Origin of the sequence: Arthrobacter terricola (assembly GCF_004354015.1) — a bacterium.
In the GTDB taxonomy this organism is placed as follows: domain Bacteria; phylum Actinomycetota; class Actinomycetes; order Actinomycetales; family Micrococcaceae; genus Arthrobacter; species Arthrobacter terricola.
Window position 1 is genome coordinate 41,427 of record NZ_SMRU01000032.1, and the last position, 20,069, is coordinate 61,495.

Below are 20,069 nucleotides of genomic sequence, written 5' to 3' on the forward strand. Positions count from 1 at the left end.
CGGTTTAGCTCTCGGCGAGTTCGGCGTAGAGCTTTTGGACGCGGGCCTTGATGTCGTCGCGGACCAGGCGCATGCGTTCCATGCCTTCGATGCCGCAAGTGGAGGGCTCGTCGGTCTCCCAGGTCTCGAACCGGGGGCCGCCGTGGGGTTCGAGTTTGGCTTCGGTGCCCAGGACAACGACGACGTCGACGGCGTCGAGGACCTCGTCCGTGACGGGTTTGGGGTGTTCGCCGGTGATGTCGATGCCGAGTTCGTTCAGGGATTCCACGGATTCCGGGTTCAGGGAGTTTCCGGGTTTGGTGCCTGCGGAGTAGACGGTGACGGCGTCTCCGGCGAGGTCTCGCATGAGTCCGGCGGCGAGTTGGGATTTGCCGCCGTTCTTGCTGCAGACGAACAGGACGGCGGGGGTGTGGGTGGTTTCGGTCATGCTTGTGGTTCTTCCTTCTGGTCCGGTGCGCTCAGGAGTGATCCTACGAGGGTTTTGATGCGGTGGTGGATCTGGTCGCGGATTTCGCGGACGGTCTCCAGGGGCTGGCCGGCAGGGTCGGTGAGGTCCCAGTCTTCGTAGCGTTTGCCGGGGTAGATCGGGCAGGAGTCCCCGCAGCCCATGGTGATCACGACGTCGGAGGCACGGACGACGTCGTCGGTGAGGGGTTTGGGGTAGTCCTTGCTCAGGTCCAGTCCCATCTCGGACATGGCCGTGAGGACGGTGGGGTCCAGTTCCGAGGTGGGCATGGACCCCGCGGAGCGGACCCGGATCCTGCCTTTGGCCTCAACGTTGAGCAGGGCCGCCGCCATCTGGGAACGTCCGGCGTTGTGCACGCAGACGAAGAGCACCTCGGGGACTTCGGAGACGATGGCGCCTTTTGATGTGGCCAGGGCAGCCAGCCGGTCGTTGGCGAAGTGTTCGGTGGTTGCGGGCAGGTAGGCGCTGATCTTCGCGGTCCTGGCCAGGGCCACGATAAGGCCCTCCGGGAGCGGCGTGAGCACGCGATCGAGGGCAAAGGTGCCTTCGCCCGGTTCCGCGACCTCGTCCACGGCGAGAACCTCAGCGAAGACTGGTACGCCTTCCCCACCGACCGCCAGATGGGCCGCTCCCGCGAGTTCCTCGCTGACAATGACATCCGCGTGGGCTGACAACGCGGGCCCGGTCAATGCCGGCGCAACGGTGCCGCCATTCCGGAGGACAGGCCGCCAAGTCAGCGGGGAAGAGCCCGCGATCGCCTGTGGAACGTCGCCCGGGACATGCCGAGATCACGGGCAACCAGCGCGGCAGGCTCGCCGCCTTCGACCAGGCGGATAGCGTTTCGAATCTGGCTGTCGGTGATTAGGCGAGGCCAGCCGCCGAGGTCTTTCCGGCTTCCCTGCGTTTGCTGATGGAATCGATGATGCGTTCACGTTTGATCTCGTGTTCCATTTGCGCGAGGGCGGCCACGATCGACGGCGGGGCCAACTGGACCCCGGCACCATAAGCACGAGAGACTGCCTCCGGCGACACCGAAACCGCCATTCCCAGTGGCGAATCAACCGCCAAACTGAACTAACAGTCACAAAGTTGGAATGGAATTTTGTCACTTAAGCCGTCATTTATTCTAGGTCACGCAAAGGGCAGAAATGTTAATTTGTGACAATGGTCAATTCGTCAATATGTGGTGGCCTGGGCGAACCCACTTGCCATGACGGCCCGGGGCGTAGGCCGCCGTGGCCGCGCCCGACGAGTCCCCTTCCATGCGTGCGGTTCACGTTCTCCATCAGGGATCTGATGCACTGCTCTTTGTGGGCGAAGAACGGCGCGAACGCCTCCTGCCCGGTAGCAGGGGAGAAGGCTGTGAGGCATGATCCCGGCACAGACCTTTTCACACCTTCGGCCAGTCGGTGCAGGAGCTCCTGGCGCGCCTTTCGTCAGTACGACCGGATCTGACGTCGGTGCCGGCAGCGACACTAGAACGGACGGGAATCTCTCTTGTCGTGGGGCGTTGTAGAAGCTGACGTCGACGAAAGCGGTGAGGATCTTGGTCTTCTGCCGGTATTTCTTCAGGCGCAGGGACCCGACTGTATCGAGGCGAAGAACAATTGCCACATGGCCGACCTGGCAGTGATCGGCTACGCGAAGAACCTGCTGGCGAGAACCTGCTGAAGATCGCGGCTTGGCGGCCTCCTGAACCTGACCGATTTAACGCTCAGAGACGCAGCCGCAGGACGCGCGGCGTATAAGGGTCACGGGAAAGGTCCTGCTGTGCTGCGGTCCGCCGTTCCCCAGGAGGGCTTCGACGGCGGCAAGGGCCATCTCTTCGACGGGTTGGGCCACCGTCGTGAGGCGGGGGATGCTGTACTCGGCCTCCTTTGACCCGTCAAAGGACACGACGGCGAGGTCTGACGGCACCTGCACCCCTGAGTCGTGGAGGGCCCTGAGGAAGCCGACAGCTTGCAGGTCGGAGCTGACGAAGACTGCGCTCGGGCGGCTCGTGGCGTTCAAAAACCATTCTCCGGCCTGGTATCCGCCCTCTCTGGTAAACGGGATGCGCATGATCGGGCCGGGTCGGAGCCCCGCATCCTCCAGAGCAGCCCGCCACCCGGTTTCCCGGCCGTCGAGCACTCCTCCGACGAGGGAACCCATGATTAGGCCGATGTCACCGTGGCCGTGTCCTATGAGGTGTTCGACAGCGAGCCGCCCGCCGTCTTCGAGCCCGACGCCGACCGAGCAGTGGTCGCTCTCTTCTCCCGTGTAACTGAGCAAGACCGCCGGGATCTCCGCTGATTCGAGGTCCCTGAGGTCAGGTTCAGCGACAATGCTGCACAGGAAGACCCCGTCCACACGGCGGCTGGCGAGGTTCTCGACGAGCCGGCGTTCGACGGCGAGCGAGTGGCCCGAGTTGGCGATCGTCAAGGCGTAGCCTCGTGCGGCAGCCGCCTCCTCGACCGCGTGGGCGAGGGAAGCGAAGAATGGGTTGGTGATGTCCGGGACCACGATGCCTAGCATCTCGGCCGATCCGCTTCGGAGTGCCCGAGCTGCAGCGTTGGGGCGGTACCCGAGCATTCGGATGGCTTCACGCACCTTGGCTTCGCTCAAGGGAGAAACGTTCTTAGGTCCGCCGTTGACGACATAGCTCACCACGGCGGTACTGACCCCGGCGAGTTTGGCCACGTCCTTGAGCGTGGCGCTTGGTTTCGCGGGCGCAGAACGTTGGGACATGGCGACCATGCTAGTTCACCTTCCCCATACCAGCGTCCGCAGCAGGCGCAACAATCACCCTGCAGGAAGACAGCCAGCCGACGCACGCATGGAATCGCAGCCGCCGCCTAAGGCACCTGGGATCCAGGCTAGTGGTTCCTGACTGCATCGGAGACGGCATAGTCCGAGTCTTCCAAGAAAATCTAAACGCGTCAATCAACACGAGAGCCTTCACCGCGAAAACCTTAGAAAACATGGAAAAGATCTTGCAATTCGCGAATCTAATCGTATAGATTTGCTCTCAGTTGTTACGGGCATCACATTGGGATCAATGAAGACCCGCCGAAGGGAGGGATGCCGTGCTGCATCTGAGCCCCCAGCACCCTCCACACTCGAGAACCCCAGGAGATGCGTCGTTGCAGCCAGCCAGGCACCCCTTTCATCCGAGGAGAAACATATGAACCGCAAGCGATCCCTTGCCCGGACGGGCACGGCGATACTGGCTGCCGGCCTCGCAGCCGGTGCCTTGAGCGCGTGCTCGCAGAACAGCAGTGCCGGCAGCTCGCAGACCGGAGACGGCACCGGCACCATCAATGTGTGGGCCCATCAGGGGCAGGACAGCGAGATCGCCGTTATGCAGGCGGCAGTAAGCAGCTTCAATTCATCACAGTCGAAGATCAAGGTGAACCTCCGGCTCATCTCGTCCGACACCTACACCTCCACCATCACCAACACGCCGAAGGACAAGCTCCCGGACGTGATGGAGATGGACGGGCCGACCCTGGCCAGCTATGTCTACAACCAAAAGCTCTCCCCGCTGAAGCAGTATGTCTCCGCCAGCACTGTCAGCAACGCCACGGACGGCAGTACCGCGGAGGGCACCTACAACGGAGACCTGTACGGCCTTGCCATGTACGATTCCGGGCTCGGCCTTTACGGGAACAAGAAACTTCTCGACGCGGCGGGCGTCGCCTACCCCAAGAGCGCAGCCGATGCCTGGACTGCTGACCAGTTCACCACCGCAGTGAAAGCCCTCGCCTCGAAGAGTCCCGCCGGAAAGTCCCTTGACGTCAACGAGTCTTCACTCGGCAATGAATGGGCCACGTATGCCTTCTCGCCCCTCGTCGAGTCCGCCGGCGGAGGCCTGATCAAGGACAACAAGGCCGACGGAACACTGAACTCGAGTGCCAGCGTCAAGGCGCTCACCACGGTCCAGGGCTGGAAGCCATACGTCGACTCCAACGCCGACGGCAACGCGTTCCCCAACGGCCGGGTGGCCCTTGCCTGGGGCGGGCACTGGAACTACCCCACCTATTCCAAGGCCCTGGGCTCGGACCTCGTCGCCCTGCCACTGCCTAACTTCGGCGGCGGCACCAAAACCGATGCGGGCTCCTGGACCTTTGGCATCAGCTCCGGCACAAAGAACGGCAAGGCGGCCGGGGCATTCCTCGACGCCCTCCTGAGCGACCGGAACGTCAAGGCGATGACGGACGCCAATGGGGCCCCTCCGGCCACCAAGTCTGCCCTCGCTGCGGACAAGTTGTACCAACCCGGCGGGGCTCTTGCCCTCTGGGGGGATCAGCTCAACCACGCCTGCCCAGCCACCGCCGTCACGCCCTCCTGCATCGCTGTGTACCGGCCGGTCACTCCCGGTTACCCGACGATCACGGCGAAATTCGCCGGTGCACTTTCGGCCATCTGGGGCGGCTCCGACGCGAAGACCCAGCTAGACAATGCCGCCAAGGCGATCGACCAGGCCTACACGGACAACAGCAACTACCAGTAGCCGACGGATCACAGGGAAGGGCGGGCCGACGCGGCACGCCCTTCCCGAAGGGAACCACCATGACAACCACCACCAGCGCGCACACCGCACGACGCACGGGCGCCGGCCCGGGAAACAGCAGGATGAGGGCACGCCGTCAGCGCGACGGCGGACCGGCCATGCTCATGGCCGCCCCTGCCGTGCTAGGGCTCGCCGCATTCGTAGCCGTGCCGTTCATCGTCGCGATCGTATTGTCCTTCTACGACGCCCAGCTGAACCAGGTCCGCACACCGAAATTCTTCGGCTTCACCCAGTACGTCCGGCTATTCACCGACCCGGTCGTTGCAGGGCCTTTTTTCAGGTCCCTCCTGAACAACCTTGTTTTCGCCATCGTCGTGATCCCGGTCCAGACCGCGATTGCGCTGGGCCTCGCCATCCTGCTCAACAGCAAGCTCAAAGGCATCCCCGTGTTCCGGACGATCTTCTTCATGCCCGTGGTCTTCCCCATGGCGCTTGTCGCCGTGATCTGGCGGCTGATCCTGGACCGTAGCGGCAACGGGCTCCTGAACGCGTTCACGGGCTTCGTCACGGCCGGACATTTCGTGCCGCAGGACTGGCTCGGCTCCGCCGGCACGGCACTGGGTGCAGTCATCCTGCTCTCAATCTGGCAGGGCGCCGGCTTCCAGATGGTGATCATCCTCGCAGGATTGCAGGAGATACCCACCGAGCGCTTTGAGGCCGCCTCCCTCGACCGTGCCAATGCCTGGCAGCAGTTCATCCACATCACGCTGCCCGGCCTGAGGAACACACTGATCTTCGTCACCCTTTACACGACCATCATGGCCTTCCAGCTCTACGACCAGGTCTACATCCTCATCAAAACGGCCGGAGGAAACCAGACGGCACTCCAGACAGTGCTATACCAAGGCACCTCGAGCCTGTTTGACGAGAACAACCTCGGCCGCGCCGCCGCAGTCACGGTTGTCTTCTTCGCCATCGTCCTCGTGATTGCCCTCGTCCAGCGTTCGCTGCTGAAGCAAAGGACCGAAGAATGAGCACCGCCCCCACGACCGCCCGCAGAAATGCGCAACGGACCGCCCGCAGAATCCGGGACTACATCATCCTGACGGTACTGGCCCTTGTCTTCATCGCCCCGATCTACTACCTCATCATCGGCAGCTTCAAGCCCTCTCAGGAAGTCCTCGCCGGGTTCAGCGGATTCCTGCCCACAGATCTGTCCTTCGCCAACTATGGATCGGTGATCGCTTCGCTCTCTTCGGACAGCACTGGCTATTTCTACCAATTCATGCTGAACTCGTTCCTGATCTCTGCGGCAATCGTCGCAGGAGGCCTGATCGTGAACTCGATGGCCGCATACTCCTTTGCCCGGCTCAGGTGGCGCGGGAGAGACCGCGTCTTTGTGGTTGTCATCCTGCTGGTCATCGTCCCGTTCCAAGCCGTAGCAATCCCTCTCGTCTACCTGCTGGCGGGCATGCGCGACACCCTCTTCGTCCAGATCATCCCGTTCATCGCCAATGCCTTCTCCATCTACCTCTTCTACACCTTCTTCCTAGGCCTCCCGACCAGCATCGAAGAGGCCGCGAGGCTCGATGGCCTTGGACCTGCAGGGACGTTTTTCCGGATCGTGGTGCCCATCTCCCGGCCGGTCTTCGCCACGGTCGCGATCCTGACGTTCCTCAGCTCCTGGGGCCAGTTCCTCTGGCCTTCCCTGACAACCTCGGACCCCGCAGTCAGACCGCTTCCCCTGGAGATGAGCGTGTTCTCAGGCCAGTCTCCCGTGGACTGGGGAAGCGTCTTTGCCTTCGGCACTCTCCTGGTGCTGCCCATCCTGGTCGTTTTCCTGGCCTTCCAGCGCTTCTTCGTCCAGAGCGTCGCGGGATCCGCCGTAAAAGGATAGAACCGCCCGGGCACTCCGGCCCAGGCCAACCATCAACCCAACACCCGCGCCAATAGCTCCTCGCAGAGGAACCGCATTCCCGACCCTTCGTCAATAGAGAGCCAAACCCTTGTCTAACACCGCGATCAATCCGTTGCGCCCGCAGAGGACACCGGAATCCACGTCTGCCGCGACCGCGAATCCGGAGATCATCGAGTGGTCCGCGCCTGGACTGAGTCTGAGCTTCGGCCATTCGGAGGCTATGCCTCTGCACCTGCTCGCCTTCGCTGCACCCAACGTCAGCGCCGCTTTCCCCGCGCCGTTGCCGCTCGTCGAGATCCTGGCCGTCGGACGAGGCCACACCCTGGCCAGCGGACGGCTCGTCCAGACCTCTGTCGGCGCCGCCCTGCGCTACCTCTCGCACGAGACCGACGAGCAGCAGCAATCCATTCGTTTCCGCCTGGGCACGCCCGACGGCATCCTGGCCGAACTGACAGTCTCCGGCCAGGACGGGGCCATCCGGGCATCCGTGACAGTGACCAACGGGACTGGTCGGAGCCTCGCGCTCACGGCGGTGGCGAGTCTGGTGTCCCCGCTCGGGACAGCCGCGAGCGGGCCGTCGACGGACTCAACGGCAGACTGGCTCCTCATCGAGGGCGCCAACGAGTGGCTCGGCGAGGGACGCTGGACCCAGACCCCGCTCCGCGGGCTCTTGCCAGGGGTGCACCACGCCCTCACCGGCGGCAGGACCACTCCGCGTTCCGGGGTGGTCCGGACGGCCGACGGCACATGGTCGACCGCAGGAGCGCTTCCAACAGCCGGCGCCGTTTCCCGGTCACGGGGCCTGGCGTGGTTGTGGGAGATCCCACGCAACGGCCCGTGGCGCTGGGAGGTCGGCGAGCATCTCGGCGACTGCTATCTCGCACTGTCCGGTCCTACCGACCGGGACCACCAATGGATGCAGATCCTCGCGCCGGACGAGTCCTTCACGACCGTCCCGGCACTGCTCTGCGTCGGCCGGGACCTGCCGGAGGCGGCCGCCGCCCTGACGTCCTGGCGCCGCCAGGCCCGCCGGGCACATCCGGACAACGCACGGCCCTCCATCGTCTTCAACGACTACATGAACACCCTCAACGGCGACCCCTCCACCGAAAAGCTCCTCCCGCTCATCGACGCCGCAGCCGCCGTCGGTGCCGAGATCTACTGCATCGACGCCGGCTGGTACTCCGACTCCACCGACTGGTGGGACGGCGTCGGGGCCTGGACCCCGTCCGTGACCCGTTTCCCCAACGGTCTGGGCGAGGTCATCGCGGCGATCCGCTCCCATGCCATGGTGCCCGGCCTCTGGCTCGAACCCGAGGTCGTCGGAGTCAACAGTCCGGCGGCAACGGCCCTCCCGGATGAGGCCTTCCTCCGGCGCGGAGGCATCCGTGTCGAAGAGGACCGACGCCACCACCTCGACCTCAGGCATCCCGCCGCCCGCGCACACCTGGACAGGGCCGTCGATCGGCTCGTCGCCGAGTTCGGGATCGGCTACTTCAAGTTCGACTACAACATCGACGGCGGACCCGGAACCGACCGCGACGCACCAAGCGTCGGCGCAGGCCTGCTAGGACACAACCGGGCCCACCTTGCATGGATCGACGGTGTGCTCCAGCGCCACCCGCACCTCATACTCGAGAACTGCGCCTCAGGCGGTCTGCGCGCGGCAGGAGACCTATTGGCCAGGATGCATGTCCAGTCCACCTCAGATCAGCAGGACCCGCTCCTCTACCCGCCCATTGCTGCCTCGGCGCCGCTGTCGATGCTCCCTGAGACGGCCGCCAACTGGGCCTACCCCCAGCCGGAGATGAGCCCGGAAGAATGTGCATTCACCCTCGCCACAGGCCTTGCCGGCCGCTTCTACCTCTCCGGACACCTCAACCGGATGAGCACCGCCCAGCTCGCCCTCGTCCGTGAAGCCGTCGACGCCGCCCGGGCCCTCAGGCCAATCCTGGTCGAAGCAGTACCATCGTGGCCTATCGGACTTCCCGGCTGGGACGACCGATGGATCGCCTCCGCCCTCCATGGACCCACACATATCGTTCTGTCGTTGTGGGACCGCGGCGGCGACTCCGGAAAGGCCATCCTCCGCTTCCCCGCCCTCGCAGGCCGGCCCATCAGCGTCGACACCGTTTTCCCCCGTTCACTGCCTGCCTGGGAGACCCAGTGGAATCCTGAAACCGGCACCCTTACCGTCCGATCAACCGTCAGTGCCCCGACGGCCCGGACGCTCATACTCACCCCGTCGGCGCCGACCGCGTGAACACAACCACTACACTTTCGGATACTCCGCCCAACAAGGACAACCAACTTGAAACACACGTATAAAGGCGTCGCCGGGACTGTTGCCGGAAGCTTGCCCACGGGGCCCGGGAATCGGGGAAGATTATGAACCAACCACCGTCATCATTCGCCGCCGAGGCGTACCGTCCCCGGATCCACTACACAGCAGCCGATACCTGGATCAACGACCCGAACGGGCTCGTCCACATCGACGGCATCTATCATCTCTTCTTTCAGAACAATCCTTTCGGGAAGGACTGGGGGAACATGTCGTGGGGGCACGCAGTCTCCCGCGATCTGATCCACTGGCAGGACCGTCCCATCGCCATCCCCTGCGACCAGGACGAGCAGGTCTACTCCGGGAGCGCTGTCCTCGACAAGGCCAACACGAGCGGCCTCGGTTCTCCCGGCTCATCCCCGCTCGTGGCGGTATACACGAGCGCCTATTCGCAGGCCTCGGCCAGGCACGGAATCCAGGCTCAGTCGCTCGCCTTCAGCCTCGACGGCGGCGAGACGTGGACCAAATACGACGGCAACCCCGTCCTGGACCGCAGCTCCCCGCATTTCCGGGATCCCAAGGTCTTCCGCTACAAGGGCCCTTCCGGGGAGTACTGGGTCATGGCCGCTGTCGAGGCCATCGACCGCAAGGTCGTCCTCTACCGTTCCGACAACCTCAAGGACTGGACCTACCTGAGCGAGTTCACCTCTACGTCGCCGGTAGTGACGATGTGGGAATGCCCGGACCTGTTCCCGCTCCCCGTCGACGGCGACCCTGCCAACACGAAATGGGTCCTGATCGTCAGCCTCAACCGTGAACCCGGCGAAGGCGGTTCCGCGGTGATCTTCTTCGTCGGCGACTTCGACGGCCTCGTATTCACCCCGGACGGCGGCCCCGGAACGGCCAACCCTGACCAGCCCGAATGGGAATGGCTCGACCACGGGCGGGACTACTACGCGACCGTCTCATACAACGACGCCCCCGACGGTCGCCGCATCCTCATAGGCTGGATGAACAACTCCGACTATTCGGGCAGCGTCCCGACAACACCATGGCGCGGCGCCATGGCCCTTCCCCGCGAAGTGACCCTCCACAGCCATGGCAGCCGGTTCACTCTGCGCCAGCGCGTCGTCGAAGGCCTTGAGCCAGCCGGCGCCACCCAGACGCACGGCCTGAGGGACGTTCCGGACGGACTCCATCCGCTCAACCTCTCTGTCGGCGAGGACCCCGTCCTTATAGAAGCGGTCTTCGACGCAGGATCCTCGGCGGAGTTCGGACTCGTCCTCCGCCAGGGCGGCCGGGAGGAGACCCGCGTCGTCTACGACACGGTACGCGAGCAACTCGTCGTCGACAGAAGGTCATCCGGCCACGGCTCGTTCGGACAGAGCTTCCCATCCAAGGAAACCGCTCCCGTCCAACTCATCGGAGGACGATTGGCCCTCCAGCTCTACGTGGACGTCGCCTCGATCGAAGCGTTCGCACAGGGCGGCCTCGTGACCGTCACGGAACAGATATTCGCTAGCCCGTCGAGCACGGGCCTATCACTCTACTCGGCCAACGGCACAGCACAGCTCATCAGCCTAAAATTCACTCCGCTCAAGGAGGCACCCATCGCACGGGTTGAGAGTGCCATCCAAGGACGCAGCGCGTCGCCTAGGACCGCCAGCGAAGACGACTGATTCGACTACTCGCGGTGCCGCACTGGCCGTGCGCAGCACCACGACGGTGCGTCAAAGCCGACGATGCCCGCCCGATCCGGCGAGGGAGCCCCAACCATCGATTCACCACCCCGAGGTTTTGATCCGGGAAGGTTCGCTCACACGTGATCCAACCCGGCAAATCCGTTTGAATTTGTGGAGCGGACAAACAAGCCACCAGATGCAAGATGGTGGAGAATATTGGTGGGCCTCCGTGTAGGTTTCCTCCAAATAGGCTTGTGAAAAGTGAAATATCCGGCGATAAACGTTTTGCCGAGCGGCCTATATTTGCCGGGACGTACAACCAACCGGGTTGGCCGCTACTGTGGTGGGGCCGTCCAACAAGCGATGGTCACACGTCGTCGATCGAAGATCTGATTGGTGCCAGGAGCCGGGCGCAGACTCTAACAACAGTCCAAGACAAAGCCGGACTTCTGGCGCCAGCTTCCATTGCCACCGTATGTCCCGTTGCGCTGTCCCCACTGTGGATCGCTTTGAGATTCATCCCCCGGTCGCCGCCGGCCCACAGCGGTGCTGATCTGAGTGAGTGCGCCGTAGATCCACTATTTTCGACCGGTCAGGGTCGGCCTATACTGCCCACATGTGGAACCCGAATGAGCTAATGATTACCGTGAGCGAGCCGCAGCCCGCCGTCATCGCCCTGTACTTGCGTGATGTAGCAGCCCTGCCGGTAGCCGCCGACATCCCACCGCTTTCACCTCCTGTGGCGGGTACCAAGGCGGACGTCGTTGTTGACGTCGATGCAGCTTGTGCCGAGTGGGACAGTTGGTGGGGCGAGCTAATGCTTCGCGAGGAACGCCAGCGACCCGGGATGGCAAGTGACGAGTCCAGCCTCCCAGAACCTTCAAGGTACCCGGCCCTAGGGCGGTTAACAGCACGGGTACAGCCCGACGCCCTGGCATACAGCAACGATCGGAAGCGAGAGGCAGCCGATCTCAGGCGAGAAAACATACTGAATAAGGTCCAGTTCCAGATTTTGCGGGAGGCGCGCCCAGCCTTCTTGAAGGGGCGGAAGGCACGCGACGTATCGCTCCGGGTGACGCAGCTCCCTGTGTACGGAGATTTCAGGCAGTCACGGTCTGAGCACCACGTTGTCATCAGCCTGAACACCTACAAAGACCCCAACGCATACGACACGGCCCTCCGGGATGCCCTTGGGTGGCGCCGGTAAGTAACCTCACCACCGGACGCCAGCCTGAATCTCTCTGGGGCAGATTTGACTAGTTAGCTGCCCATGTATGTCCAATCGGTAGGTTCGAGCAGTGTGCACTGTCCACCCCACCAGAGATACACGGTTCCGCCGACGGTCGCGTATGCCTCACCATATCGGCCCACCCAAAGGTCCGAACGGCCACTCGAGAAGCTAGACGAGGCCATGGAACCGCCGTCCGGGAATCCCCCGGAGTTGTCAGGCCCCGCGTAACCGACTGCCAGGCTCCGATAAACGACCCAGCCGAGCGAAGAGTCGAAACCGTAGGAGACGTCTGCATAACCGCCCGTAACGTCCCAGATATAGATCCAGCTGTCACCACAGTTCCCAACAGCCGTGGCATTGGGTGTTACACCTCCGCCCGAAGGCTTGGGGCAGTAGTTATGAGACTCGGCGTAAGCACGCGCCCGCGCTGTCATGTCAGTGCAGTTCAATGTCATCTTGGCGTGGATCGCAGCGACCGGCGTCGACGGCGATGATGGGGAGTGAGGGTTTACCGGGCTCGCGGAAGCTCGTCCTGCCATTAGCCCGAGGGTTGCGATCACGGTCACCATTACTGCGGAAAACCAAACCCTTGATGCCCGTCCGAATACTTTGAAGCGACACAAAGACATAAATCCCCCTATGTATATTGTCCGTTGAAACAGTGACTGCATCAGCAGCCGAACCAAGTAACACATAAGCCCGAATCACTGTCAAGCAATCCCGGGTGGGGCTTATTGAGCACAAATAAAATATATGCATGAAGCGGAATGTTCGGTCTCAAGTCGGTCTCAAATCATCCGAAAGTGGAGATTAGGCGTTTCACGGAACATTCATCCTGTTGATAGTTTCAGTAAACTGTCCAGTCAATGCAAAGGTTTTACTTGTTCGGCCAGTTGCCAAACTCTGAGATTCAAAGCCGAGGATATTGCACGTCTGACATGGCGCGATGCGCCTTGGCCTCTTTGCCATCATCGACCGTCCGAACGGGCCAAGCTTGTCACGCCCGAGGCCTGACCCCCTGAGAAGCCCCTCGCCGCTCCCGGAATCCATGACCTTCCTTCACCTGAGATCTTGTATTGGTAGATTCGAGGGTGGATGATTCTCCTGTATTCAAAATGAAGAGTGCCTGGATTATTCTTTGGCGCGAGAAATATTGGGGTGTCTGGAATGGTCTCATTCGATCTGCGTCGACAACTGCCATTATTGCGTGGAGCCTTGGGAAATTCACTTTGAGTGCCATATTGGCGAACAAGACACCGAGTTTTAGTCTTGCTCTAATCAGATTTTCACGCCTGACATTAGCCGACGAAAAGGGTCGGCCAGCAGGAGGCTTTCGCTAAGAACCCGACCCATTTCCAAGACTTTTAGCTGAGATCCTGTTTCCTAAACCTTGTTGGCCAGGCGTTTGCTGGTGATTCTGATCATGGTCCAGCGGACCATGGTTCCGTGGCGGGCCGGCAGCCGTTCGTGGTCGCGCAGGCAGCGGCGGTGCCTGGCGATCCAGGCGCCAGGGTCCGCTCAACAACCCAGCGGCAGCGGCCATTCGGAGGCCCCGGATCCATTTGTGTGGATAAGAGCGATTGGTTAGTGGTTCGTTCGCACTAGGAAGTTCGGTGCCTGCTGGCTCCACCCGCCCTCACCCTTGACCGACTCCAAGGCCCTTTTCGCACCGGCAGGAACGACCAACCAGCCGGCTTCGGTCCGGTCTGGTGATTCCGTCTTCAATCCGTAGGCTTCGAAGCTTTTCAGGAGCGCGCATCCCAGGGATCGGCCCTGCCCAGCGGAGTCGACCGGGACAATGTAGATCTTGTCGCCGGCGGGCGCCCCGTAATACGTGTAGTCGTCGCTCTTTCCCAGGAGCCGGGTCTGCGAGGGGTCGATCAGATCCTTGGGCAGGATGGCCAGTGCCGGGGCTGGAAGCTTGTCCGTTTCTTGTTGTGGTCTGGACAGCGACTCGATGATCCTCGACGCATCCAGGGAATTATCCGCCGGGGCCAGAACCAGGGCGGCCGCACCTCCGGCAGCGCCCACAAGAACCAACCCAAGAAACACTGCCTTGATCTTGGCTGGTAGCTTGCGCAGCGTAACGACTGCCCGGCGCGTCCGGCTCGAGACCGACGGCATCGCTGGCGCAGCATGAACAAAACCTGACCGGTGCGTTGCCGCGCGCGCCCTTGCCGATGTCCGCGCCGGCGCCACGGTCATCTCCACGAGCTGGCGCCGAAGCTCCTCGCTCCTGTTGCCTACTGCGGGTTGCGGTGGGGAGAGGCGACTGGACTGCGAGTCAAACATCTGGACATGTTGCGCCGGCGATTCGTGATTGAGGAAAACGCGGTTCAGGTCGGTTCGGTGATCGAAGTACGTACGCCAAAGAACCACAAGAAGCGAACCGAGCCGTTCCCGCGATTCCTCGCTGAGCCCCTGGCACAGCAGTGTGAGAACAAGGACAGAAATGATCTCGTGTTTCCCGGCGAGAATGGCCATCACCTCCGCCTCGCACGCGTGCACGATGACAACATGAGCTGGTTCGCAGGGGCCGTGAAGAGAGCAGGAGTGCCACGAATCACGCCTCACGACCTCCGGCATTCAGCCGCGAGCTTTGCCGTATCAGCCGGCGCGAACGTCAAAGCGGTGCAAAGAATGCCCGGTCACAGCTCGGCGGCCATGACCCTGGACATCTATGCGGACCTGTTTGACGGGGACCTGGACAGCGTCGCGGACGCCCTGGACCTTGCAGTGTCTCAGGCAAATGTGCCCAAAACCCTGATTCCCCCAAAGCAAAAGGCCCCCGTTCCCTTGTAAACAAAGGGAAGCAGGGGCCTTTCAAATGGCGGTGACGGTGGGATTTGAAACCTTTTCTGCCTCAGTGTGGGCATCAAAAACCGCTAGATTCCGGGGATTTTCGTTACCTGAATTCACGCCATTTCACACTCAATGTGGGCAAAGTGTGGGCAGCATGTGGGCGGCTAACTAGAGCTGGGCTCGAATCGGGTCAATGTGCTTGTCGTTGCGACTGTAGTGGGGAGGATCTTCGATGAACTGACCATCCAAAATCTCGACTTTGGACATTTTTTCAGTCAAGAAGAGATCCCAAAATGGCACGGGCCGCGAATTGCCACTGCCGTCGACTTGATAGCCGCGCAAGACCTCGTTGCCAGTCGTGGCATGAAGTCCGAAGGCTGCAGGAACCACCACGCGAGGGTGCCCATCGTAATTGAATGCGACAAGATTTCGATTCTGTATTGCGTCTGAAAAATCCACGATAGGCCCCAATCGGATAGTTTCTGCGCCAAGCGGCGGCAATCCTCAGAGCTTGCCACAAGTCCGTCCAGCTTAGAAGAGGCACTCGGTATCGTCCTGATCCTAACCGGTATCATTAACCGGACGGCCGTAAACAACCGGCTGGTTGCATTCACAGCGTCTCCTGCCCGTTCGGTGCCAGCTCAGCTGAAGGACTAGTCACGGCTGAAGAGCCAAGGGCTCACCAGCACGGAAGAGTTTAATGCCAAGCGCCGCCAGGCTGATCAGTAAGCTCTGAGGCCTGAAGGAAGGTCCCCCGGCAGATGTCTGGGGCGACGCGGGGCTGACCTCTACTGAAGCTTTGAAGACCGAAAAGGCGCGTTCAGCCATTACCCTGAACCTTTGAGGTTGCCGTGTATGACGGTGCGTCTATCGCGCGATCTGAAAAAGCCTCATATGGTGGAGAGCATGACTTCCGATCAGATGGCGACGCCGGGCGTTAGCTTCGCCAAGCCTCCGGTGGCGGAAGTGGCCATCGGCGTTCAGTTCGCTCCGGTCTCAGGCCTAAGCACTTTCCGCGCCTCGCGTTTACTTGATAAATGGAAATCGAAATATCCCGTCGTCTCCGAACAGCCTCCAATGCCTCCGTGGCCACTTCCCAACGATGGTTCCGGTGGTTTTATGGTGCAGTTTGGAGGGCTTCCGGGAAACAGGATTTGGCTCGAATCGAACGACCGGCAATTTCTTGTGCAACTGCAGAATGACCGGCTTGTCGTCAACTGGCGAACGCTGGACGGATTCGAATACCCCCGGTACCCGGCAATCCGCGCTCGCTTCGTTGAGGCTTGGGACGATCTGCGGCAATTAATGTCAGTTGAAGGGGAGTCGGTTTCTGCTCAACTGATCGACGTTAGTTACATAAATGCAATGCCTGGCGTTACTCCAAGCCAAGCGATTGCGGGGTGGACGAATCCTCTATCCAACCAAGAGGCCGGTGCCGTAAACGCGAACTTCTCAGAACCTATCAAGATCACGGGTGGCTCTGCGGCGGTGCGAGTTACGAGCCTAAACGGACAATACAACGGCGAGCAGGGAGTCTCGTTAACCCTAACCGTACGCGCCGTTCCTGTTCTTGATCCCCTGGAAGCTATCGACCAGTCTAGGCGCCATATAATAGAGCGTTTCCGCGCTGTCACAGACGATGAGATGCACGCAAGATGGGAGGTGGAATCATGACGTTGGTGGCGATAGCGCAAACCACGGCCACGACAACGGACAGGGCCTGTCTTTTGCAAGAGGTTGGCGCGTTGATTGATCGAAGCAGTGTCAGCAGTCGTTTCTCTTCATATATGTCGCATTCCGCCAGTGCAACTATCTCGCTGTCTCAAGAGCCAGCGGTCATTGCTTGGCGGTCAGGGGATAGTTCGACTGCTCTCACGACTGGACCCGGTGGCCCTTTTGAATGGCTGCATGGCCGTCGATCGCGCTCAACGGATGGGACCCCGCAGCCATATAGGGCAGAGTTTGAAGGGGCTTTTGAATGGCTTTGTAAGCTCTCCAACAGACACGGACTTCTCTCACATGACGTCCAGCCAGCGGTCGAAATAGCTGCAGCATGGGTCCTGGCGCGGCTTTGGCATGATTCATCGTCACAAATGCGAGAGGGTACAAGGCTGTCGCCACAAGTCTTCCCACTACCAAATGGAGGTCTTCAGCTCGAATGGCACGGTCGCGGTGATGATCTTGAATTGTCTTTTGAGGGCGGGTCAAACGTAGTCGCTCTCATCGATTCGCAGGAACAGAATCTATCCGAAGATCATGAGCTTGATTTAACCCGCGACACCTTGCCAGAGAACGCGGTGAAGATACTTCGTCGAATCACGCAGGCGGTTTTGGATAGCCAGAGTTCCGCTGTGACGTGTTGAGGTAGGGGTATGTATGCATACCGGCAGGTCCGTCGAAAGCCTGTGCCGATTGTGGTTGACCAAGCAACAAACAAACCGATGAGACTTTCATCCGCGGCTTTCGTTTTCGATGAGGACGGGATGTCACTGTATCGAGACGATGAGTTGAACTCGATCGATTGCTCTCCGCTTGACGTGGCCAATGAAGTCATTCCATGGGCGGCCGTCGCTGGACTCACTCAGGAGAACCTATCGGCGCAAGAGTTGGCAGTAATTCATGACCCACAGGATGGACGGATTGGCCGGGCTCACGTATTGGCAACTACTCGGGAAGGGACGACCAGGAAGGAGCTGAAGCGGAAGTCCAAGAACCTTGCGCAGTGCGCAAGCTGCTGCCACCCTTCGGGCCTCACTTGGGACCAACTGCCTTTGGAATGAGGCTCGATGGGGGCATCTGATCTTCGCTTCATTTAAAAACGCAAATTGCCCTCAGCTTCGGGCGGGGGCTGTGCGTTACTGAGCTCTTGTTACTGGCCAACATCGAGGGGCGCACAAACGGATTTGCCAGTTAAAGGAGCCAAGTTAGGCGGCCAATTGTCGGCAACAGTCCCGACAACATGGAGGATGAAGGCCCGAGATGGCAGCGCTGCTCAGAATAAACCCAGGTGTCACAAACTTCGGCTCTAGACTCGGTTCGAATCCAGTAGTTTTCTTCGCTTCCGTTTAAAGTCTCCAGCCGACATTCATGAAGTGGTCTTCCCAAGCGACCGGCTCAACGCTCCATCTCGGAGTCGGGAGTTGGTTGATCGGCGAGGCACCTGACTTGGCTCACGAGTCGTGGCTTCGCGGTTGGCCGAGGCTCTGACCTGCGGTGATGTCAGTGAATTGGTGCTTTTTCACGCACTAACGGGTTTTGTTCTAGTGTCACCGGTGTGGCGTTCATCAGGAGGGTGCGGACGGCCTCGGGCGCGACGGCAGTCCAGATCGCCGAGTATTTGCGCGGCCGTCAGCGGATCGTGGAGCACGTCGGCTCAGCTCATACGGAGGCCGAGCTCGGCATGCTGCTGGAGCGTGCCCGTGAACTGCTGGACAATCCTGCCCAGGGCGTTCTCGATCTCGGTGTCGAGCCCACCCCTGCGGTGAAAGGCCTGGCTGTGCCTGCCGCGCCGGGTTTGTTCGAGACGGACGACGCGGTGACGCCCGCCGGCCGTGACGGTCCCGGACGCGTGGTGGGCACGGACTCGCGGATCCTGTTCGGCGCGTTGGCCGGGGTGTTCACGGCGTTGGGATTCGACGGGCTCGGCGACGAGGTGTTCCGGGACCTCGTGATCGCCCGGGTCGTGGAACCCACATCGCTGCTGGATGCCGGCCGGGTCCTGCGGGACCTGGGCCGGGCACCGGCCAGCTACGCCACGATGAAACGCACCCTCGGCCGGGCCGCCACGGGCAAGTACCGAGACCAGATCGCAACCTCGTGCTTCCAGCACGCCAGCACCAGCGGGGACGTCTCCCTGGTGCTCTACGACGTCACCACCTTGTACTTCGAGGCCGAGAAGGAAGATGATCTGCGCAAGGTCGGATACTCCAAGGAACGCCGGGTCGATCCGCAGATCGTCGTGGGTCTGCTGGTGGACCGGGGCGGGTTCCCGCTGGAGATCGGCTGCTTCGAAGGCAACAAGGCCGAGACCTCGACCATGATCCCGATCATCAAGCAGTTCCAGGCCCGGCACGGCCTGGCCGACATGGTCGTCGTCGCGGACGCCGGCATGCTCTCGGCCTCGAACCTGCGCGAGCTGGACGATGCGAACCTGCGCTTCATCGTCGGCTCCCGGATGACCAAGGCCCCGAACGACCTGGCCTCGCACTTCCGCTGGAACGGCGACGCGTTCACCGACGGGCAGCTGATCGACACCATCACTCCCAGAACCGGCCACAAGAACGAGAACAACACCGACCTGCGCGCCGAACCCGTCTGGGAGCCCGCCACGCACCCGGGGTCATGGCGGGCCGTGTGGGCTTACTCGCGCAAGAGAGCCGCCCGCGACGCGATCACCCTCACTGCCCAGGAGAACCGGGCCCGCGAGGTCATCGAAGGGCAGAAGACGGCCCGGACCCCACGCTTCGTCAAGACCGCCGGCGGGAAACGCAGCCTCGATGAGGCATCGCTGGCACGGGCCAGGCAACTGGGCGGCCTCAAGGGCTACGTGACAAACATCCCGACGACGGTCATGGCCGCAACGGAAGTCATCGGTTCCTACCACGAGCTGTGGCACGTCGAGCAGTCCTTCCGGATGAGCAAAACGGACCTGCGGGCCAGGCCCATGTTTCACCGCACCCGCGACGCGATCGAGGCACACCTCACGATCGTGTTCACCGCCCTGGCCGTCTCCCGGACCGTCCAGAACAGGACAGGACTCGCGATTGCCAACGTCATCAAACAACTCCGGCCCCTGCGCTCAGCGACCATCGCGATCAACGGCACCACCCAGACCTTCGCCCCCGCCATTTCTACCGAACAGCAAGCCATCCTCGACGCGATCCATGGCCCAAAAGTCACGCACTGATATGTAGTTCTGGTTGTCAAGAGTGCATGGATGAGCGGCTCCTGGGTGTTGTTCCGGGAGCCGCCCATCGCGTACCGGCCGGTTGTGGTGTGGTGCTGGCGAGTCGTTTCTTCCGACTGCAGTGTCAGGCTGACATTCGCGGGTTGGTTACCGCATGACGACTTGTTCGGCTGGAGCCTTATCGGTGTCTAAGATCGAGCGTCGACGGCTTGGGCTGTCTGCTCATAGTGCGTTCCCGAGTTAGCTCCGGGTGCTGCCATCGCACTTCGGTCATGTCCCGGCCGGCCGTTC

The 20,069-nt window shown here is 61.6% G+C and carries 15 protein-coding genes and 1 pseudogene; 10 read left to right on the forward strand and 6 right to left on the reverse strand.

The features are described 5' to 3' along the window. Positions 1-4 precede the first annotated feature (4 nt). The 3 genes and pseudogenes from E1809_RS21550 to E1809_RS21560 all read right to left on the reverse strand — a co-directional run. On the reverse strand, positions 5-427 hold the full coding sequence (locus tag E1809_RS21550; protein WP_133206297.1) for an arsenate-mycothiol transferase ArsC: 423 nt from the start codon (positions 425-427) through the stop codon (positions 5-7). Further along, a complete protein-coding gene (locus E1809_RS21555) occupies positions 424-1,155 on the reverse strand; it encodes an arsenate reductase ArsC (protein WP_235835711.1) in 732 nt (243 codons plus the stop codon). Before E1809_RS21555 ends, E1809_RS21550 begins: the two co-directional genes overlap by 4 nt. Before the next feature lie 44 nt (positions 1,156-1,199). Beyond that, positions 1,200-1,441, reverse strand: a pseudogene (locus E1809_RS21560) (recombinase family protein); the annotation flags it as partial. 522 nt (positions 1,442-1,963) lie between these two features. Between E1809_RS21560 and E1809_RS26875 the strand changes: the two are divergent. Continuing rightward, complete coding sequence (locus tag E1809_RS26875) at positions 1,964-2,137, forward strand: hypothetical protein (RefSeq protein ID WP_165962446.1); 174 nt, start codon at positions 1,964-1,966, stop codon at positions 2,135-2,137. Positions 2,138-2,173: 36 nt separating this feature from the next. On the opposite strand, the gene E1809_RS21565 is transcribed toward E1809_RS26875, so the two are convergent. Continuing rightward, on the reverse strand, positions 2,174-3,202 hold the full coding sequence (locus E1809_RS21565) for a LacI family DNA-binding transcriptional regulator (RefSeq protein WP_133206298.1): 1,029 nt from the start codon (positions 3,200-3,202) through the stop codon (positions 2,174-2,176). Positions 3,203-3,629: 427 nt separating this feature from the next. On the opposite strand from E1809_RS21565, the gene E1809_RS21570 reads away from it, so the two are divergent. The 6 genes from E1809_RS21570 (at position 3,630) to E1809_RS21595 (ending at position 12,046) form a co-directional block, all read left to right on the forward strand. Further along, positions 3,630-4,958: a sugar ABC transporter substrate-binding protein gene (locus E1809_RS21570; protein WP_133206299.1), complete on the forward strand. Its 1,329-nt coding sequence runs from the start codon at positions 3,630-3,632 to the stop codon at positions 4,956-4,958. A gap of 59 nt (positions 4,959-5,017) precedes the next feature. Beyond that, the gene (locus E1809_RS21575; protein ID WP_235835713.1) at positions 5,018-5,992 is read left to right on the forward strand and encodes a carbohydrate ABC transporter permease; all 975 of its coding nucleotides are present in this window, start codon (positions 5,018-5,020) and stop codon (positions 5,990-5,992) included. Next, entirely contained in the window at positions 5,989-6,855 is an 867-nt protein-coding gene (locus tag E1809_RS21580) for a carbohydrate ABC transporter permease (protein ID WP_133206300.1), read from the forward strand. Before E1809_RS21575 ends, E1809_RS21580 begins: the two co-directional genes overlap by 4 nt. Before the next feature lie 109 nt (positions 6,856-6,964). Beyond that, positions 6,965-9,139 carry a glycoside hydrolase family 36 protein gene (locus E1809_RS21585; RefSeq protein ID WP_133206301.1) on the forward strand — a complete coding sequence of 725 codons (2,175 nt, stop codon included), beginning with the start codon at positions 6,965-6,967 and terminating at the stop codon, positions 9,137-9,139. A 125-nt stretch (positions 9,140-9,264) separates the two neighbouring features. Next, positions 9,265-10,836: a glycoside hydrolase family 32 protein gene (locus E1809_RS21590; protein WP_133206302.1), complete on the forward strand. Its 1,572-nt coding sequence runs from the start codon at positions 9,265-9,267 to the stop codon at positions 10,834-10,836. Positions 10,837-11,476: 640 nt separating this feature from the next. Next, positions 11,477-12,046 (forward strand): hypothetical protein, encoded by a 570-nt coding sequence (locus tag E1809_RS21595; protein ID WP_205754292.1) that lies wholly within the window; start codon positions 11,477-11,479, stop codon positions 12,044-12,046. A 1,608-nt stretch (positions 12,047-13,654) separates the two neighbouring features. Here the strand turns inward: E1809_RS21595 and E1809_RS27525 are convergent. Continuing rightward, positions 13,655-14,362 (reverse strand): hypothetical protein, encoded by a 708-nt coding sequence (locus tag E1809_RS27525; RefSeq protein WP_235835714.1) that lies wholly within the window; start codon positions 14,360-14,362, stop codon positions 13,655-13,657. A 6-nt stretch (positions 14,363-14,368) separates the two neighbouring features. Between E1809_RS27525 and E1809_RS21605 the strand changes: the two genes are divergently transcribed. Then, a complete protein-coding gene (locus E1809_RS21605) occupies positions 14,369-14,872 on the forward strand; it encodes a tyrosine-type recombinase/integrase (protein WP_235835715.1) in 504 nt (167 codons plus the stop codon). A 168-nt stretch (positions 14,873-15,040) separates the two neighbouring features. Here E1809_RS21605 and E1809_RS21610 read toward each other — a convergent pair whose 3' ends face one another. Next, on the reverse strand, positions 15,041-15,331 hold the full coding sequence (locus tag E1809_RS21610) for a hypothetical protein (protein ID WP_133206305.1): 291 nt from the start codon (positions 15,329-15,331) through the stop codon (positions 15,041-15,043). 447 nt (positions 15,332-15,778) lie between these two features. Between E1809_RS21610 and E1809_RS21615 the strand changes: the two genes are divergently transcribed. Next, positions 15,779-16,546, forward strand: a complete 768-nt coding sequence (locus E1809_RS21615) for a TIGR04255 family protein (protein WP_165962448.1) — start codon at positions 15,779-15,781, stop codon at positions 16,544-16,546. Between the two features lie 1,600 nt (positions 16,547-18,146). Next, positions 18,147-19,778 carry an IS1634 family transposase gene (locus E1809_RS21620; RefSeq protein WP_133206307.1) on the forward strand — a complete coding sequence of 544 codons (1,632 nt, stop codon included), beginning with the start codon at positions 18,147-18,149 and terminating at the stop codon, positions 19,776-19,778. Positions 19,779-20,069 lie beyond the last annotated feature (291 nt).

Coding starts and splice junctions, on each gene's coding strand:
- E1809_RS21550 (WP_133206297.1), bottom strand. CDS start 427: ATGACCGAAACCACCCACACCCCCGCCGTCCTGTTCGTCTGCAGCAAG.
- E1809_RS21565 (WP_133206298.1), bottom strand. CDS start 3,202: ATGGTCGCCATGTCCCAACGTTCTGCGCCCGCGAAACCAAGCGCCACG.
- E1809_RS21570 (WP_133206299.1), top strand. CDS start 3,630: ATGAACCGCAAGCGATCCCTTGCCCGGACGGGCACGGCGATACTGGCT.
- E1809_RS21575 (WP_235835713.1), top strand. CDS start 5,018: ATGACAACCACCACCAGCGCGCACACCGCACGACGCACGGGCGCCGGC.
- E1809_RS21580 (WP_133206300.1), top strand. CDS start 5,989: ATGAGCACCGCCCCCACGACCGCCCGCAGAAATGCGCAACGGACCGCC.
- E1809_RS21590 (WP_133206302.1), top strand. CDS start 9,265: ATGAACCAACCACCGTCATCATTCGCCGCCGAGGCGTACCGTCCCCGG.
- E1809_RS21595 (WP_205754292.1), top strand. CDS start 11,477: ATGATTACCGTGAGCGAGCCGCAGCCCGCCGTCATCGCCCTGTACTTG.
- E1809_RS27525 (WP_235835714.1), bottom strand. CDS start 14,362: ATGTTTGACTCGCAGTCCAGTCGCCTCTCCCCACCGCAACCCGCAGTA.
- E1809_RS21605 (WP_235835715.1), top strand. CDS start 14,369: ATGTTGCGCCGGCGATTCGTGATTGAGGAAAACGCGGTTCAGGTCGGT.
- E1809_RS21615 (WP_165962448.1), top strand. CDS start 15,779: ATGACTTCCGATCAGATGGCGACGCCGGGCGTTAGCTTCGCCAAGCCT.